Raw genomic sequence first — 15,331 nt, 5'->3', positions numbered from 1 at the left:
GCTTGTGACAACCCATGTCACGCTGGTGGTCAAAGGGCGGCGTCAAAGGGCGGCGATAGCGGCGCGGACCTCGTCCTTGCCCAGTATCTCCGTCAGCACGACGGGCGGCTTGCCCGGCGCCTGCAGCACGTACACCGGCACGCCGCTGCGGCCCAGCGCGGTGAGCGCGGCGGTGATGGCGGGGTCGCGGCGGGTCCAGTCGGCGCGCAGCATCGCGACCTTCTTGGCGTCGAAGTCGGCCAGCACCTGTTCGTCGGACAGGGTGCTCTTCTTGTTGTACTGGCAGGTCACGCACCATGCGGCGGTGAAGTCGATGAAGACCGGCCGGCCCGCATCCGACAACTGCGCCACGCGCTCGGCGGACCAGGGCTGCCAGCGCTGGCCGGCCCCGTCCTTCGTGGCGGCCGATGCCAGCTTCGCGGGCTCAACCACCTGCAGCACGTTGCGGCCGATGGCGGCGGTGAGCACGGCGGTGAAGGCGATCAGCACGCCCGCGATCACCAGCCGCGTGCGCCCGCGCAGCGTGAGCGCCCAGACGATGGCGGCCATGCACACCAGCAGCGCCAGCAGCGTGCCGGCGCCGTCGATGCCGCTTTGCTGGCCGAGCACCCACACCAGCCAGGCCACGGTGGCGAACATCGGGAAGGCCAGCAGGCGGCGCAGCGTGCCCATCCACGGGCCGGGCTTGGGCAGCAGGTAGGCAACGGCAGGCACGAAACCGGCCACCAGGTACGGCAGCGCCAGCCCGAAGCCCAGCGCCACGAACAGCAGCAGCGCCTGCGCCGCCGGCAGGCCGATGGCGAAACCGAGCGAGGCCCCCATGAACGGCGCGGAGCAGGGCGATGCGATGACCACGGCGAGCACGCCCGAAAGGAAGTCGTTGGCCAGCGGATGCCTGGCCTGCGCGCTGCACACCGAGGAGGGCGCGGCGCGGCCGAATTCGAAAACGCCCGCGAGGTTCAGCCCGATCAGCGTGAAAAGTGCGGCAAGAGCAGCCACCACGCCCGGCGACTGCAGCTGGAAGCCCCAGCCCAGCCCGGCGCCGGCCGCGCGCAGCGCCAGCATGCCGCCGCCGAGCGCGAGGAATGACAGCATCACGCCGCCCGTGTAGGCCAGCCCGGCCTTGCGGTGCGCGCTGGCGTTGCCGGCCTGCCGCGCGAAGCCCAGCACCTTGATCGCGAGGATCGGGAACACGCAGGGCATCAGGTTCAGCAGCAGGCCGCCGAACAGGGCGCCCAGCAGCGCGGCCAGGAAGGTGGTGGAAGACGGGGCGGGCAGTTCGGCGGCCTTTGCCGCACCGGCATTCGCGGCATTGGCCGCGAGCGCGGCCTGCAGCGCTGGTGAAACCTCGGCTGCCCGCGGCGCGGCGGCCGCGGGCCAGGCGCCCGAAACCGGCGGCTCGGCGCGCCATGCCACCGGCTGGCCGGCCTGCCGGTCGGCCTCGGGCAGCGTCACCACCACCGGCATGACGGTGGGGCTGGCACTGCGCTGGTCGGCCAGCGGCATCGTGGCGGTCCAGGTGTCGCCTTGCCAGGATTGGGACCAGTCCTTGCCGGAGACGGCCGCGGTGCGGATCACCTCGGGTGTCTCGGGGAAGAACTCCAGCGTCTTGCCCTGCGCGGCGGCGGGCAGGCCCTCGAGCCGCACCTTCAGGCTGTGGCCGTCGACCTCGACGGCGCCCGGCCTGGCCAGCGGCTGCGGGCGGGCGGCGAGGGCGGTGTCGAACTCGGCCTTGTGCAGCGCGGTTGAGCCCTGCAGCGGCAGCGCCAGCGTGAAGGTGCCCTCCTCGGGAATGCATTCCTTGCGGCAGACCAGCCAGGAGGCCTTGAGCTGGATGTCCATCGCCGGGGTGCCGCCCAGCGCCACCGGCGGCTTGTAGAGCGTGGACACCTCCAGCGGCACTGGCAGCAGCACGGTGTTCTCGTAACCGTAGTTGGCGAGGCTGCCGACCGGGATCTTCTTCGGCGCCGGCCATGCGATCTCGCCGGTGGACACGCCCGCCGGCAGCGTCCACGTCATCTCGGTGGGCAGGCCGGAATCGCCGGCGTTCTTCCAGTAGGTGTGCCACTCGGGCTGGTGCGCGATCTGCAGGCCGACCCAGACCGGGGCGCCGGGTGTCACGCCGTCGGGAGCATGGGCGACGAGTTCGGCGCGCACATGGGGGGTGGTGACCACGGCGCCCGGCCTGGACCCCAGTTCGGGTGTCGATTGCGCCAGCGCCGGCATGCTGGCTGCGGCTGTTGCTATCAGAAGCGTAGCGAATTGGATGCGCGGGAAGATCATGCCGTCAGTCGGAGCAATCGGTGGGGGCGAAGTTCCGGGGCTTGGTTCAGGCCGCCGTGGCGGCTTGCGAGCCCCAGCCCAGCACCACGCGTCGGCTGTTGGCGCTCTTCTTCTCTATCTTGGTGACCACCACCGCCCCGATCTCGGCGGTGTTTGCAACATGCGTGCCGCCGCAGGGCTGGAAGTCGATAGCCGTCTGGCCCTCGCCGGTTCCGCCGATGCGGATGGTGCGCACCGTGCCCGTGCCGCGCGGCGGCTGCACGCTCATGCTCTTGACCAGCGCCGGGTTGGCGTCGAGCTCCTCGTCGGTAATGGCGCCGACCGTCAGCGGATGGGCCGCCTCGACCAGCCGGGCCAGGCCGGCCGTCAGCGAGTCCTTGTCGAGCGGATCGGTCATGTGGAAGTCGAGCCGCGCGTACTCGGGCGTGATGGAGCAGCCGTTCACCGGCTGGGGCACCAGGTGGCACAGCAGGTGGGTGGCGGTGTGGAAGCGCATCAGGCGGTGGCGGCGCTCCCAGTCGATGCGGGCGGTGAGCGCGTCGCCGGGCTTCAGCGCGGCCAGCAGTTCGTCCTGCCCCGGGGCCGGCACGTGGATGAATTCGTCGGTCGGCTGGCCTTCCGCGTCCTTGGCCTTGCGGGTGTCGGCAACGACGACTTCGCGCCCGTCGGCCAGGGCCAGCACGCCGCTGTCTCCGGCCTGTCCGCCGCCCAGCGGGTAGAACACGGTGCGGTCCAGCACGATGCCGGTGTCGTCGATTCGCACGATGCGGGCGTCGCAGCTGCGCAGGTAGGCGTCGGCGCGGAACAGGTCGTCGGTCATCCGGCGATGGTAGCGGCGATGCGCGAATGAGGTGCGCCCACGCCAGAAAGCGCCCACGGCCGACACTCCCGGGCCCGCCGGGCTGGGGAAGATGGCGATGTGCGGCATGCCGTCGCGCGAAGGATCACGCATGGAAAAACAGCAGCAAGCACCCACCCGCATGCCGTATTCATGGCCGCAGGCCGGCGCCCTGGCCCTGGCGGCCGCGTTGCTCGTGGCCGGCTGCGGCGAGGCCGCCAAGCTCTCGCCCGAGCTGACGACCGGCCCCCGCCCGCAGCTGGCCGAGCCGAACAAGACCCTGATTCCCACCGTCAATGTCGCCCCCGCAGTCGGCTGGACCGACACCGCGACGCCCGTTCCCGCCGAAGGCCTGAAGGTGACGGCGCTGGCGCGCGGCCTCGACCACCCGCGCTGGGTCTACACGCTGCCCAACGGCGACATCCTCGTGGCCGAGAGCAACAAGCCGCCCAAGCCCGCCGACAGCAACGACGGCGGCAGCGGCCCCGTCGCGAAGATCCGCAACTGGGTCATGGGCAAGGTCATGGGCCGCGCCGGCGCGGGCGTGCCCAGCGCCAACCGCATCACCCTGCTGCGCGACGCCGATGGCGACGGCGTCGCCGAGGTGAAGCAGGTGTTCATGGCCAACCTCCGCTCCCCCTACGGCATGGTGCTGGTGGGCAACGAACTCTTCGTCGCCAACGCCGATTCGCTGGTGAAGGTGCCCTACACCGAGGGCCAGACCTCCATCACCGCCAGCCCGACGCTGGTGACGCAGCTGCCCGCCGGCATCAACCACCACTGGACCAAGAACGTCATCGCCAGCGCCGACGGCAGCAAGCTCTACGTGACGGTCGGCTCCAACAGCAACATCGGCGAGAACGGCCTGCCGGCCGAGGAGGGCCGCGCCGCCATCTGGGAGGTCGACACGAAGTCGGGCGAGAAGCGCCTCTTCGCCAGCGGCCTGCGCAACCCCAACGGCATGGGCTGGGAGCCCGACACCCAGGTGCTGTGGACCGTGGTGAACGAGCGCGACGAGATCGGCAGCGACCTCGTGCCCGACTACCTCACCTCGGTGAAGGACGGCGCCTTCTACGGCTGGCCATGGAGCTACTACGGCGGCGTGGTCGACGCGCGCGTGCAGCCGCAGAACCCGCAGATGGTCGCCAAGGCCATCGCACCCGACTACGCGCTGGGCTCGCACGTCGCGCCGCTGGGCATGGCCTTCTCGCGCCCGGGCGGCATGCCCGAGCAGTTCGCCAGCGGCGCCTTCATCGGCGAGCACGGCTCGTGGAACCGCAAGCCCAAGTCGGGCTACAAGGTGGTGTTCGTGCCCTTCATCGGCGGCAAGCCCAGCGGGCCGCCGATCGATGTGCTGACCGGTTTCCTGAGCGCCGACGAGAAGGCGCACGGCCGGCCGGTGGGCGTGGCGCTCGACAAGGCCGGCGCGCTGATCGTGGCGGACGACGTGGGCAACACCGTGTGGCGGGTGTCGAAGGCCAAGTAGCCTTCAAGTTCACCCCCGGCGGGCCGACGACAGCCGCGGCACGAGCTGCGCCGCCGGCCCGTCGACCTTGCGCGTCGCCGTGTCTCCGCGCAGGTGGTCGAAGAGCAGCGCGATGGCCTGCTGCGCCACCTCGTCCAGGTGCAGGTCCACGGCAGTGAGCGGCGGCACGCTGGTGCGGGCGCGCAGGCCGTCGTAGCGGGTGGCGACCATCACGTCCTCGGGAATGCGCCGGCCGGTCTCCAGAACCGCCGCGACCGCGCCCGTGGCGAACGCATCCACCGGCACGCAGAAGGCGTCGATGTCGGGGTGGGCCGCCAGCAGCGCCAGCGCGGCGTCGCGGCCGCCGCTTTCGCCCTTCGCCTCGTCGACCAGCGACAGCAGCGGCGCCTGCCGGTGCGCGGCGGCGAACGCGAGGTAGGCGGCCTGGCCTTCCACGTAGGAGTTGCGCTGCGCCGAGCCCAGGATCATCGCGATCCTGCGCGCGCCCTGCGTGTGCAGATGCTCCAGCAGCAGCCGGGTGGTGTCGCCCGAATGGATGTCGACGTAGGGCGGCAGGGCCGTCCCGCTTTCGGCGCCTCCGGCCGCCTCGGCGGGCTTGCCGATCGCGACCACCGGCAGGCCGCGCCGCAGCAGGTAGTCCATGTTCGGGTCTCCGGCGGAGGGCTCGATGACCAGCGCTCCGTCCACGTCGAGCAGTTCCATCGGCACGCGCCCCGTTTCCATGGGTGGCGCCAGCACCAGGGCCAGGTTCCGGTCGAGCGCGGCCGAAGCCGCCACGGCCGCCACTTCCATGAGGAAGCCGAGCCTCGAAGGGCCGCCCGCCACGGCAAACGGCATCGACGACAACAGCACGATCATGTGCGCCTCGCCCGTGCGCAGCCGCTGCGCGTTGCGGTTGGGCCGGTAGCCGAGCTTCAGGGCGGCCTTCTCGACGCGCGCGCGGGTTTCGGCGTCCACCTGGCCGCGGGCGTTGAGCGCATGCGAGACGGTGGTGGGCGATACGCCCGCTTCGCGCGCCACGTCCTTGATGTTCGCTCGCGGCGATGGCTCGGTACTCATCCCGTTGACCTTTTCAAAAACCGATGCTTCAATTCCCAAATCGTTTTGGGCGCGTTGTCCCGGAATGTACTTCACCCGCCTCGGCGGATTTTTTTGCGAGCACGCCCAAATCGATTTGGGCGCCAATCCGGTCAAAGGATTCGATCATGTCCCGTGTATCCGACGCTCCTGCCGTCGACGCCGTGCTGCCCGTTTCGCAACTGCTCCTGTTCGGCCTGCAGCATGTGCTGGTGATGGCTGCCGTGCCCATCACCTCCGTTTTCCTGGTGGCCAAGGCGTTGGGCCTGACCGCCGCCCTCACGGTCAACCTGATCAGCGCCACCTTTCTGCTGTGCGGCGTGGGCACGCTGCTGCAATCCTTCGGACCGTGGAAGTTCGGGGCGCGGCTGCCCTTCGTCATGGTGCCGGGCGGGGCGCCCATCGTGATGTTCGTGACCATCGCGCAGCAGCGCGACCTGCAGACCGCCTCCGGCGCGGTGATCCTCACCGCGCTGTTCTATTTCCTGGTGCTGCCGGTGTTCGCGCGCTGCCTGCGCTACTTTCCGAAGATCGTCATCGGCACCTTGCTGCTGCTGGTGTCCATCAACCTGGTGAAGGTGTACGGCGGCATCATCGCGGGCAAGGCCGGCTCGCCCACTTTCGCCGATCCCGCGAACATCGGGCTGGCCTTGGCGACCATCGGCTTCACGGTGCTGTTCGCGCGGCTTTTCAAGGGCATGCTCGGCCAACTGGCGGTGCTGCTGGGGCTGCTGGCGGGCACCTTGCTGGCGGCGGCCTGCGGGCTGATGGATTTCGGCTCCGTCGCGGCCGGCCCGCTCTGGAGCGCCCCGACGCTGCTGCCCTTCGGCATGCCGCATTTCGACGTGGTGGCGGCCGTGCCGCTGCTGATCTTCAGCGTGATCTCGATGGTCGAGGCCACGGGCCAGACGGTGGCGGTGGCCGAGGTGGTCGGGCGCAGGATCGATCCGCGCGAAGCCGTGCCGCGCACCATCCGCGGCGATGCGCTGGTGTCGCTGGCGGGCGGGCTGTTCGGCACGTCGATGATCATCACCAGCGGCGAGAACATCGGCATCGTGCGCGCCACCAATGTGCGCTCGCGCTACGTCACTGCCACGGCGGGTGCGATCCTGATCCTCATCGCGCTGTCGGCGCCGCTGGGCCGGCTGGCCAGCGCCATTCCCTCGGCCGTGGTGGGCGGCACCGCGATGGTGGTGTTCGCGATCATCGGCACGATGGGCATCGACATGCTGCGCAAGGTCGACCTGCACGAGCGCGGCAACATGTTCGTGCTGGCCGGCGCGTTGACCATGGGCCTGCTGCCCATCGTCGTGCCGGGGCTCTACAGCCGCTTTCCCGACACGCTGCAGCTGGTGCTGGGCAACGGCCTGGCGATGGGCTCGCTCACGGCGGTGGTGCTCAACATGGTCTTCAACCGCGTCCACGCGGAGCGCACCGAGATGGCGCCTGCTTCGCAGGCATGAGCCGGGCCACGTTTCCTCTTTCTCTTTCTCCTCTCTTCACCATGTCTCCTGAACTCGATGCCGCGATGCTCGCGGCCGACGAGCTGCTGCTCGTTCCCGACCACCTGATGCTGCGCGACGGCCCGGCCACCGGCCATGCCGTGCTGGTGGCCGGCGGACTGTTCCGCGATGTCGGCCCCGCCGGCGTCCTTGCCGCGCGCCACCCTCATCTCACGCCGCTGGCCTTTCCCGGCAAGCTGCTCATGCCCGGCATGATCGACGCGCACCATCACCTGACGCAGTCCTTCGGCAAGTCGCTGGCCTATGGCGAGCCGTCCGAGATCTTCCGCCGCGTGTGGGTGCCGCTCGAATCCAGCCTGGACGACGAGTTCGTCTACCTGGCCTCCAAGCTCGCGGCGCTCGAATCGCTGCGCGGCGGCTTCACCACCGTCTGCGACGCGGGCACGCGTGCGCCGGGCGACATCGGCGCGATCGCGGCCGCCGTGCAGGAAGCGGGGCTGCGCTGCGTGCTCGGCCTGATCTGCAACGACGGCGGCAACGACAGCAGCGCCGGCGAGCGTCGGGAGATCCTGGCGCGGGCCGAACACTTCCTGGGCCGCTGGCCGCGCGAGGGGCTGGTCCATCCGTCGCTCGCCATCTCGGTGCCCGAGGCTGCCTCCGACGAGATGCTTGCCGGCGTCTCGTCCCTGTGCGCCGAAGCGCGCGCCATCTTCCAGACGCACGTCAACGAGCACCTCGCGTCGGTCGAGCGCTCGGTGGTCCAGCGCGGCTGCCGGCCGCTCGAGTTGCTCGCCCGGCTGGGCGCGCTGGGCCCGCAGGTGCTGATCGCGCACGGCACGCTCGTCACGCCGTCCGAACTCGTGCTGCTGCGCGACACCGACACCGCCGTGAGCTACAACCCCGTCGCCAGCCAGTGGAAGGGCAACGCCGTGGCGCCCGCGAACCTGATGGCGGCCATGGGCATCCGCTTCGGCCTCGGCACCGATGCCACGCGCAGCGACGCCTTCCGCCTGATGGACGCGGCCGAGGCCGCGCAGAAGCTGGCCTTCGGCCTGGCCATCGGCGATGCGTCGAGCGGGGGCGGCTGGATCTGGTTCGACCACGCCACGCACGAAGGCGCGCGCGCCGTGGGCCTGGACCACCTGACCGGCGAGATCGCGGCGGGCAAGCACGCCGACTTCCTGATCGTCGACGTCGACACGCCCGAAATGTGCACTTCCGTCGATCTCACCTGGGACCTGGTGCGCCTGGGCAACCGCGACCAGATCAGCGCCGTATTCGTGGCCGGCCGCCTGCGCCTGTGGGAGGGATGGCCGCCCGACTGGGACGCCCGGGCGCTGCAGCGCCGGCTCGCGGAGATCGCGCATGCGGCGATGGACCGCGCGCCCATCCTGCGCCTGCATCCGACGGCGGCCGAGCATCGGCGCCTTTGCCGCGCGCGCGCCGAAGGTGGGCTTGGGCTGGGTCTGCAGTGAGCGCGCAGCACCTTCTTCTCGTCTCCGCAGCCGTGCTGTTCGCCGCCTTCGTGCAGGGCGCGACCGGCGTCGGCTTCGCGCTGATCGCCGCGCCGGTGATCGGCATCGTGCGCCCCGACCTGCTGCCGGTGTGCGTGCTGGTGCTGATGCTTCCGCTGAATTTCTACGTGATGTGGCGTGAGCGCGGCGCGATCGACCGTGTCGGCGCCGGCTGGATCAGCGGGGGGCGCCTGCTTGGCACCGCCGGCGGGCTCTGGGTGCTGGCGGCGTTGAGCGCGAGCCACCTGTCGCTGTTCGTCGGCGCATCGACCATCGCGGCGGCGCTGGTGACGCTGCTGATGCCGGCCTTCTCGCCGGGGCGCGGCGCTTTCGTGGCGGCCGGCCTCGTCACCGGCATCACCGAAACCGCGACCGGCATCGGCGGTCCGCCGCTGGCGCTGGTCTACCAGCACCAGCCGGCGCCCTCCATGCGCTCGACCATCGCGCTGTGCTTTCTCGTCGGCGAGCTGGTGTCGCTGGTCACACTGATGGCAGCGGGACGCATCGACGGCTCCCAACTGCAGGCTGCCGCGCAACTGCTGCCCGCACTGGTGGTGGGCGCCGTGCTCAGCCGCGTGGTGCACCGGCACATCAACGGGCGGGTGCTGCGCGTCTTCGTGCAGGTGTTCGCGATCGTGTCGGGCGCGGCCCTGCTGCTGCATTCATTCTGAATCGCCGTGCGCGGCCCGCCAGGCTGCGCGGCCCAGCCTGTAGAGCCTGTGCCGCCGCAGCGCGTGCCCCTCGGGCACCAGCGGATGGTCGAAGGCGCCGTCCGCGTCCTCCGTCATGCCGATGCGCTGCATCACCGCCGCCGAGCGGGTGTTGTTCCAGGCGGTGAAGGCGACGATCTCCTCCAGCCCGAGCCGCTCGAAGCCCACCTGCAGCGCGGCGCGCGCCGCTTCGCTCGCATAGCCGTGGCCCCACCACTTGCGCGCGAAGCGCCAGCCGATCTCCACGCAGGGCGAGAAGGGCAGCTCGGCCGACGGCGAGTTGAGGCCGGTGAAGCCCATGAACTCGCCCGATTCCCTGTGCTCCACCGCCCAGAAGCCCCAGCCGTTCTCGTCGATGCGCGAGCGCGTGCGCGCGACCGCCGCGTCGCTGTCGGCGCGCGTGGGCAGCGGCAGCAGGAACTCCATCACCAGCGGGTCGCCCGCGAGTTCGAAGAAGGGGGCCAGGTCGCTGTCGCGCCATTGGCGCAGACGCAGGCGGGGCGTGTCGGTTTCGATGATGCGGGTGGTCATGCGGCCGATTGTGTCGCACGGCATTTATGTCATGACGTGATATATTCGCGGCCGTTCCGCCCACCGCACCGCCATGGTTCCCACACCCCGCAAGCTCGCCAAGAAGGACTTCGAGGCGCTTTCCCAGTTCCGCTACCAGATGCGCCGTTTCGAGCGCTTCTCCGAGCGCGCCGCGCAGGCCGAGGGCCTCACGCCGCAGCAATACCTGGTGCTGCTGCACATCAAGGGCGTGCCGGGGCGCGACTGGGCCTCGGTGGGCGAAATCGCCGAGCGCCTGCAACTGCAGCCCCATGGCGCGGTCGCGCTGGTCACGCGCTGCGAGGCGCTCGAACTGGTGCAGCGCAGGCCCAGCGAAACCGATCGCCGGCAGGTGGAAGTGCATCTCCTCGCCAAGGGCGAGAAGCTGCTGTCGAGGCTGGCTGAACTCCACCGCGCGGAGTTGCGCTCGCTGAAAGGCGTGTTCGACGTGCCGCAGATCGATCTTCCGGAAAATCCATGAGCTCCAAGGCCACCTCCCATCCGCCGCGCGGCGACTTCGCGCTCAACACGCGCCTGATGCGCATCACCGTCATGGCCGCCGTCATCGGCGCCGTGAGCACGGTGGCCGCGCGCGTGCTGCTCGACCTGATCCGCTTCTTCACCAACCTGTTCTTCTTCCAGACCTTCTCGCTGGCCGACCGCTCGCCGGCCACGCACACGCTGGGCGCCTGGGTCATCGTGGTGCCGGTGATCGGCGGGCTCATCGTCGGGCTGGTGGCGCGCTACGGCTCCGACAAGATCCGCGGCCATGGCATTCCCGAGGCCATCGAGGCGATCCTGTTCGGCAAGAGCCGCATGTCGCCGAAGGTGGCGCTGCTCAAGCCGCTCTCGTCGGGCATCGTCATCGGCAGCGGCGGGCCCTTCGGCGCGGAGGGGCCGATCATCATGACCGGCGGCGCCATCGGCTCGCTGATCGCGCAGCACTTCCACCTCACCGCGGCCGAGCGCAAGGCGCTGCTGGTGGCGGGCGCCACCGCGGGCATGACGGCGGTGTTCGGCACGCCGGTGGCGGCCGTGCTGCTGGCCGTGGAGCTGCTGCTCTTCGAGCTGCGCCCGCGCAGCCTGCTGCCGGTGGCCGTGGCCTGCGCGGTGGCGGGCTTCGCGCGGCCGCTGCTGATGGACCCGGGCCCGCTCTTTCCGCTGCAGACGGCCGCGCCCGGCCCGCTCGCCATGCTGTCGTGCGTGATCGCGGGCGTGCTGTGCGGCGCGCTCGCGGCATCGCTGTCGATCTCGCTCTACAAGGTGGAAGACTGGTTCGGCAAGCTGCCGGTGCACTGGATGTGGTGGCCCGCCATCGGCGGCCTCGCGGTGGGCATCGGCGGCTACTTGCAGCCGCGCGCGCTGGGCGTGGGCTACGACGTGATCGGCGACCTGCTGCACAACCACCTGGCGCTCGGCGTGGTGGTCGCGCTGCTGGCGGTGAAGGCCGTGATCTGGGTCATCTCGCTGGGCTCGGGCACCTCGGGCGGCGTGCTCGCGCCGCTGCTGATGATGGGCGCGGGCCTCGGCGTGGTGCTGTCGCACGTGCTGCCCGGCAACGACCCGATGCTGTGGCCGCTGGTCTGCATGGCGGCCACGCTGGGTGGCGTGATGCGCGCGCCGCTCACCGCCACCATCTTCGCCTTCGGGCTCACGCACGACAGCAACGCGCTGCTGCCCTTGCTGGCCACTTCGGCCGTGGCCTACGGCTTCACCGTGCTGACGATGCGCCGCTCGATCCTCACCGAGAAGATCGCGCGCCGCGGCTATCACATCTACCGCGAGTACGGCATCGATCCGCTGGAGCGGCACTCGGTGGAAGAGGTGATGACGCGCGAGGTGCGCAGCATCGACGCCGCCATGCCGCTGGCGCAGGCGATGTTCGAATACTTCGGCGAGGGGCAGGCGCACCGCGCCTTCCCGGTGCTGCGCAATGGCGCGGTGATCGGCGTGGCCGATCGCGCCATGCTCGCCGCGCGCGGCACGCGCGACCCCATCGCCACGGTGGGCGACGCCTGCGCCGACGTGCCGCTCTATTTCGCGCTGCCCGGCGAGAACTGCCGGGCCGTCGCCACGCGGCTCGCGCGCCACCGGCTGGAGCGCCTGCCGGTGGTGAAGGACGCGCAGTCGTTCGCGCTGGTGGGCATCGTGGCGCGCAGCGACCTCATCAAGCCGTCGCTCGCGCACTTCGACGAAGAGGAAAAGCGCGAGCGCATGCGCGGGCTGCCCTGGCAGTCCTAGTTCATCAGAACCCCGCCAGCACCACCTTGCCCTGCGCCTTGCCGCTCTCGATGAGCGCGTGGGCGCGGCGCAGGTTCGCGGCGTTGATGGTGCCGAAGCTTGCGTTGGCCGTGGTGCGGATGCGGCCCGCGTCCACCAGCGCGGCCACCTCGGCCAGCAGCGCGCCCTGCTCGGCGATGTCGGGCGTCTCGAAGCGCGAGCGCGCGAACATCATCTCCCAGTGCAGCGAGATGCACTTGGTCTTCAGCGGCATCGCGTCGAGCACCTTCATGTCGTCGATCACCGCGAGCTGGCCCTGGGGCTTGAGGCTTTCGATGATCTGCGCGTAGTGCTGGTCGGTCTGCGTGAGGCTGGCGACCATGTCGACCTCGCCGATGCCGGCGGCCTTCAGCTCGGCGGCCAGCGGCTTCGAATGGTCGATGACCGCGTGCGCGCCCAGCTCCAGGCACCAGGCGCGCGTCTCGGCGCGCGAGGCGGTGGCGACGACGCGCAGCTTCGTCAGCTGGCGCGCGAGCTGGATGAGGATGGAGCCCACGCCGCCGGCACCGCCGGTGACCAGCAGCGTCTGGCCTTCGCCGCCGCTCTTGGGTACGCGCAGGCGGTCGAACAGCAGTTCGTACGCGGTGATGGTGGTCAGCGGCAGCGCGGCGGCTTGCGCGTCGTCGAGGCTCTTTGGGGCGAGGGCGGCGATGCGCTCGTCCACCGCGTGCAGCTCGGCATTGGTGCCGGGGCGGATGATCGAGCCCGAGTAGTACACGCGGTCGCCGACCTTGAAGTTCTTCACGCCGGCGCCGACGGCCTCGACCGTGCCGACCGCATCCCAGCCCAGCACCTTGGCCTGGCCGGCCTCGGGCGCGGCGTTCTTGCGGACCTTGGTGTCCACGGGGTTGACCGACACCGCCTTCACGCGCACCAGCAGGTCGCGCGCGACGGGCACGGGTGCGGGCAGCTCGATGTCCTGCAGCGATTCGGGGTTCTCGATGGGGAGGGACTGGTAGTAGCCGATGGCTTTCATGGGAGGGCCTTTCTGTGACGATGATTGAACTGTAGGATCGCAAGGCTGGTTTGATAAGTAGGCTGAAATCAGCAACAGTTTCAAATGAAAATTGAAAATATCTCCGATCTGCAGGTGCTGGTGCATACGGCGCGGGCGGGCACGCTCACGGCTGCCGCGCATGCGCTGGGGATCACGCCGGCTGCGGCCAGCGCGACGCTCAAGCGGCTGGAAGCGCAGCTTGGGGCGAGGCTGTTCGAACGGTCGACGCGGGCGATGCGGCTCACGCCTCAAGGGCAGACGCTGCTCGACTACGCGGTTCGGGCCTTCGAACTGCTCGACGAGGGGGAATCGCTGGTCACGGCCGATCGCGGGGAGCTGGTCGGCACCCTGCGCGTGGCTTCGCCTTCGGACCTGACGCGCAGCACGCTGCTGCCTTGGTTCGACGAATTCCTGGCGCTGCATCCGGGGGTGCAACTGTCGCTGTCGGTGGGCGACCGGCCGCTGGACGTGATGCGCGACGAGGTCGACGTGGCGCTGCGGTACGGGGCGCTGGCGGATTCGCGGCTGGTGGCGCGGCCGTTCGCGCTCACCAATCCGCTGCTCACGGCTTCACCCGACTACCTGCGGAGGCATCCGGCGCCTCGGGTGCCGCAGGATCTGGTGCATCACAACTGCCTGATCTTCAATCGCTCCGGACGTCGGCACAGGGTCTGGCGGTTTGCGCAGAACGGGCAGTGGACGGAGGTGCGGGTGAATGGGAACCGCAGCGTGGACGATGCTTCGCTGGCGCGGGAGTGGACTGTGGCGGGGTATGGGATTTCTCTGAAGTCTGCGCTGGATGTGCGTGATGACATTCGCGAGGGGCGGCTTGTTCGGTTGCTGGCGGATTGGGAGACTGAGCCTTATCCGTTGCATGCGTTGTTGCCTAGTGGGAGGTTTGTGCCGGCTCGGGTTCGGGCTTTTGTCGAATTTCTTGCTGTGAAGTTCGATGCTTTGTTGGCTTTGTCTTGAGGTTTTTTCCCGGGGCCGGGTCTCGGCCCGGCAGCCGACCTACTTTTCTTTGCTTCGCCAAAGAAACGTAGGCAAAAGAAAGGCGACCCCACTGTCTGCGACCCTCCGCTTCGCTGCGGGCAACCTGCGGTGCTCGCGTTTCGCGGGGTCTCGCCCAAACTCGCTTCGCTCAGACAAGGGCGAGCCCTGATCCGCGAAACGCTGCGCTCCTCGGCGCAGCCAGAGGGGAGCGACCCGGGCCATTGCTTCGCTCGGCCTTCGGATTGGCTCCCTCTCCCGCTTGCGGGAGAGGGCCGGGGTGAGGGCAGCGGCGCTTATGTTGCCGTGCTTTCTCGTTCCCTCAGATCATCGGCGTCACCGCACCATCCATCGCCACGATGGCACCGGTCACATAACTCGCCTTCGGCGACGCCAGGAACAGCACGGTGTTCGCCACTTCCTCCGGCTTCGCGATGCGGCCCAGCGGCAGCCTTGCCTTGGCTCGCTCCAGGGCCTCGTCGGTGCCGATGCCCTGCAGCCTGGCGTCGGCCTTCATGCCTTCCTGCAGGCGTTCGGTGAGGGTGAGGCCGGGGTTCACGGCGTTCACGCGCACGCCCTTGCCGGCGTAGGCGGCGGCCATGCCGGCGCTCACGAGCATGAGGGCGGCGTTGGCGGCGCCGCCTGCCATGTGCACGGGGCTGGCGACCTTGCCGCCCTGGCCGATGACGTTGACGATGGCGCCGCGGCCGCGCTGGCCCATGCGCTTCACGACGGGGTCGATCATGTGGATGTAGGTGAAGTACTTGGCGTCCATCGCGTCGTGCCATGACGCGGGCGTGAGATTGTCGGGCGGGGTGCGGCGCGCGGCGCCGGCGGAGTTGACGAGGACGTCGACGGGGCCGAAGGCCTGTTCAGCGGCATCGAGCGCGGCGAGCGCGCCGGCCGGGTCCTTGAGGTCGGCTGCGTGGACGGACACGCGGCCTTCGGCCTGCGGGAACGACTCGGCCAGCGTCCTGCGGCCCTGTTCGAGGTTGGCGAGGTCGCGCGAGACGAGGCTCACGCGCGCGCCTTCGCGCAGGAAGCCGAGCGCGCAGGCCAGGCCGATGCCCTTGCTGCCGCCGGTGACGAGTACGTGCTGGTCCTGGAGCTGGAGGTCCATGAAACGGGTCCTTGGTGGGAGATT

The 15,331-nt window shown here is 70.1% G+C and carries 13 protein-coding genes; 7 read left to right on the top strand and 6 right to left on the bottom strand.

All coding sequences use genetic code 11. The annotated features are described in order from the left end of the window. Positions 1-42: 42 nt before the first annotated feature. The gene (locus ACAM57_RS28250; protein WP_369662488.1) at positions 43-2,226 is read right to left on the bottom strand and encodes a protein-disulfide reductase DsbD family protein; all 2,184 of its coding nucleotides are present in this window, start codon (positions 2,224-2,226) and stop codon (positions 43-45) included. A gap of 103 nt (positions 2,227-2,329) precedes the next feature. After that, a complete protein-coding gene (locus ACAM57_RS28245; RefSeq protein ID WP_184636642.1) occupies positions 2,330-3,103 on the bottom strand; it encodes an alanyl-tRNA editing protein in 774 nt (257 codons plus the stop codon). Between the two features lie 160 nt (positions 3,104-3,263). Here ACAM57_RS28245 and ACAM57_RS28240 point away from each other — a divergent pair, with 160 nt between their 5' ends. Next, entirely contained in the window at positions 3,264-4,607 is a 1,344-nt protein-coding gene (locus tag ACAM57_RS28240; protein ID WP_369662487.1) for a sorbosone dehydrogenase family protein, read from the top strand. A 9-nt stretch (positions 4,608-4,616) separates the two neighbouring features. On the opposite strand, the gene ACAM57_RS28235 is transcribed toward ACAM57_RS28240, so the two are convergent. After that, positions 4,617-5,666, bottom strand: a complete 1,050-nt coding sequence (locus ACAM57_RS28235) for a LacI family DNA-binding transcriptional regulator (RefSeq protein WP_369659743.1) — start codon at positions 5,664-5,666, stop codon at positions 4,617-4,619. Positions 5,667-5,812: 146 nt separating this feature from the next. On the opposite strand from ACAM57_RS28235, the gene ACAM57_RS28230 reads away from it, so the two are divergent. Genes ACAM57_RS28230 through ACAM57_RS28220 form a run of 3 tightly spaced genes read left to right on the top strand, consistent with a single transcriptional unit; the run spans position 5,813 to position 9,332 of the window. Continuing rightward, a complete protein-coding gene (locus tag ACAM57_RS28230) occupies positions 5,813-7,147 on the top strand; it encodes a uracil-xanthine permease family protein (RefSeq protein WP_369659742.1) in 1,335 nt (444 codons plus the stop codon). A gap of 41 nt (positions 7,148-7,188) precedes the next feature. Next, positions 7,189-8,622 (top strand): amidohydrolase family protein, encoded by a 1,434-nt coding sequence (locus ACAM57_RS28225; protein WP_369659741.1) that lies wholly within the window; start codon positions 7,189-7,191, stop codon positions 8,620-8,622. Further along, positions 8,619-9,332 (top strand): sulfite exporter TauE/SafE family protein, encoded by a 714-nt coding sequence (locus ACAM57_RS28220; RefSeq protein ID WP_184634408.1) that lies wholly within the window; start codon positions 8,619-8,621, stop codon positions 9,330-9,332. The genes ACAM57_RS28225 and ACAM57_RS28220 overlap by 4 nt, the downstream gene beginning before the upstream one ends. Here the strand turns inward: ACAM57_RS28220 and ACAM57_RS28215 are convergent. Continuing rightward, the gene (locus tag ACAM57_RS28215; protein ID WP_369659740.1) at positions 9,324-9,902 is read right to left on the bottom strand and encodes a GNAT family N-acetyltransferase; all 579 of its coding nucleotides are present in this window, start codon (positions 9,900-9,902) and stop codon (positions 9,324-9,326) included. The genes ACAM57_RS28220 and ACAM57_RS28215 overlap by 9 nt on opposite strands. Before the next feature lie 73 nt (positions 9,903-9,975). Between ACAM57_RS28215 and ACAM57_RS28210 the strand changes: the two genes are divergently transcribed. Next, positions 9,976-10,401 carry a MarR family winged helix-turn-helix transcriptional regulator gene (locus ACAM57_RS28210; protein ID WP_369659739.1) on the top strand — a complete coding sequence of 142 codons (426 nt, stop codon included), beginning with the start codon at positions 9,976-9,978 and terminating at the stop codon, positions 10,399-10,401. Continuing rightward, on the top strand, positions 10,398-12,161 hold the full coding sequence (locus ACAM57_RS28205; protein ID WP_184634411.1) for a chloride channel protein: 1,764 nt from the start codon (positions 10,398-10,400) through the stop codon (positions 12,159-12,161). Before ACAM57_RS28210 ends, ACAM57_RS28205 begins: the two co-directional genes overlap by 4 nt. A gap of 4 nt (positions 12,162-12,165) precedes the next feature. Here ACAM57_RS28205 and ACAM57_RS28200 read toward each other — a convergent pair whose 3' ends face one another. Beyond that, on the bottom strand, positions 12,166-13,176 hold the full coding sequence (locus ACAM57_RS28200; RefSeq protein WP_369659738.1) for a zinc-binding alcohol dehydrogenase family protein: 1,011 nt from the start codon (positions 13,174-13,176) through the stop codon (positions 12,166-12,168). A gap of 84 nt (positions 13,177-13,260) precedes the next feature. Between ACAM57_RS28200 and ACAM57_RS28195 the strand changes: the two genes are divergently transcribed. Further along, positions 13,261-14,169: a LysR family transcriptional regulator gene (locus ACAM57_RS28195; RefSeq protein WP_369659737.1), complete on the top strand. Its 909-nt coding sequence runs from the start codon at positions 13,261-13,263 to the stop codon at positions 14,167-14,169. Between the two features lie 340 nt (positions 14,170-14,509). Here ACAM57_RS28195 and ACAM57_RS28190 read toward each other — a convergent pair whose 3' ends face one another. Further along, positions 14,510-15,307, bottom strand: a complete 798-nt coding sequence (locus tag ACAM57_RS28190; RefSeq protein ID WP_369659736.1) for an SDR family oxidoreductase — start codon at positions 15,305-15,307, stop codon at positions 14,510-14,512. Between the last annotated feature and the right edge of the window lie 24 nt (positions 15,308-15,331).

It is taken from the genome of Variovorax sp. V15 (assembly GCF_041154425.1).
In the GTDB taxonomy this organism is placed as follows: Bacteria; Pseudomonadota; Gammaproteobacteria; order Burkholderiales; family Burkholderiaceae_C; genus Variovorax; species Variovorax guangxiensis.
The sequence above is the reverse complement of the archived record's forward strand: the minus strand, read 5'-3'. Positions and strand labels throughout refer to the sequence as shown.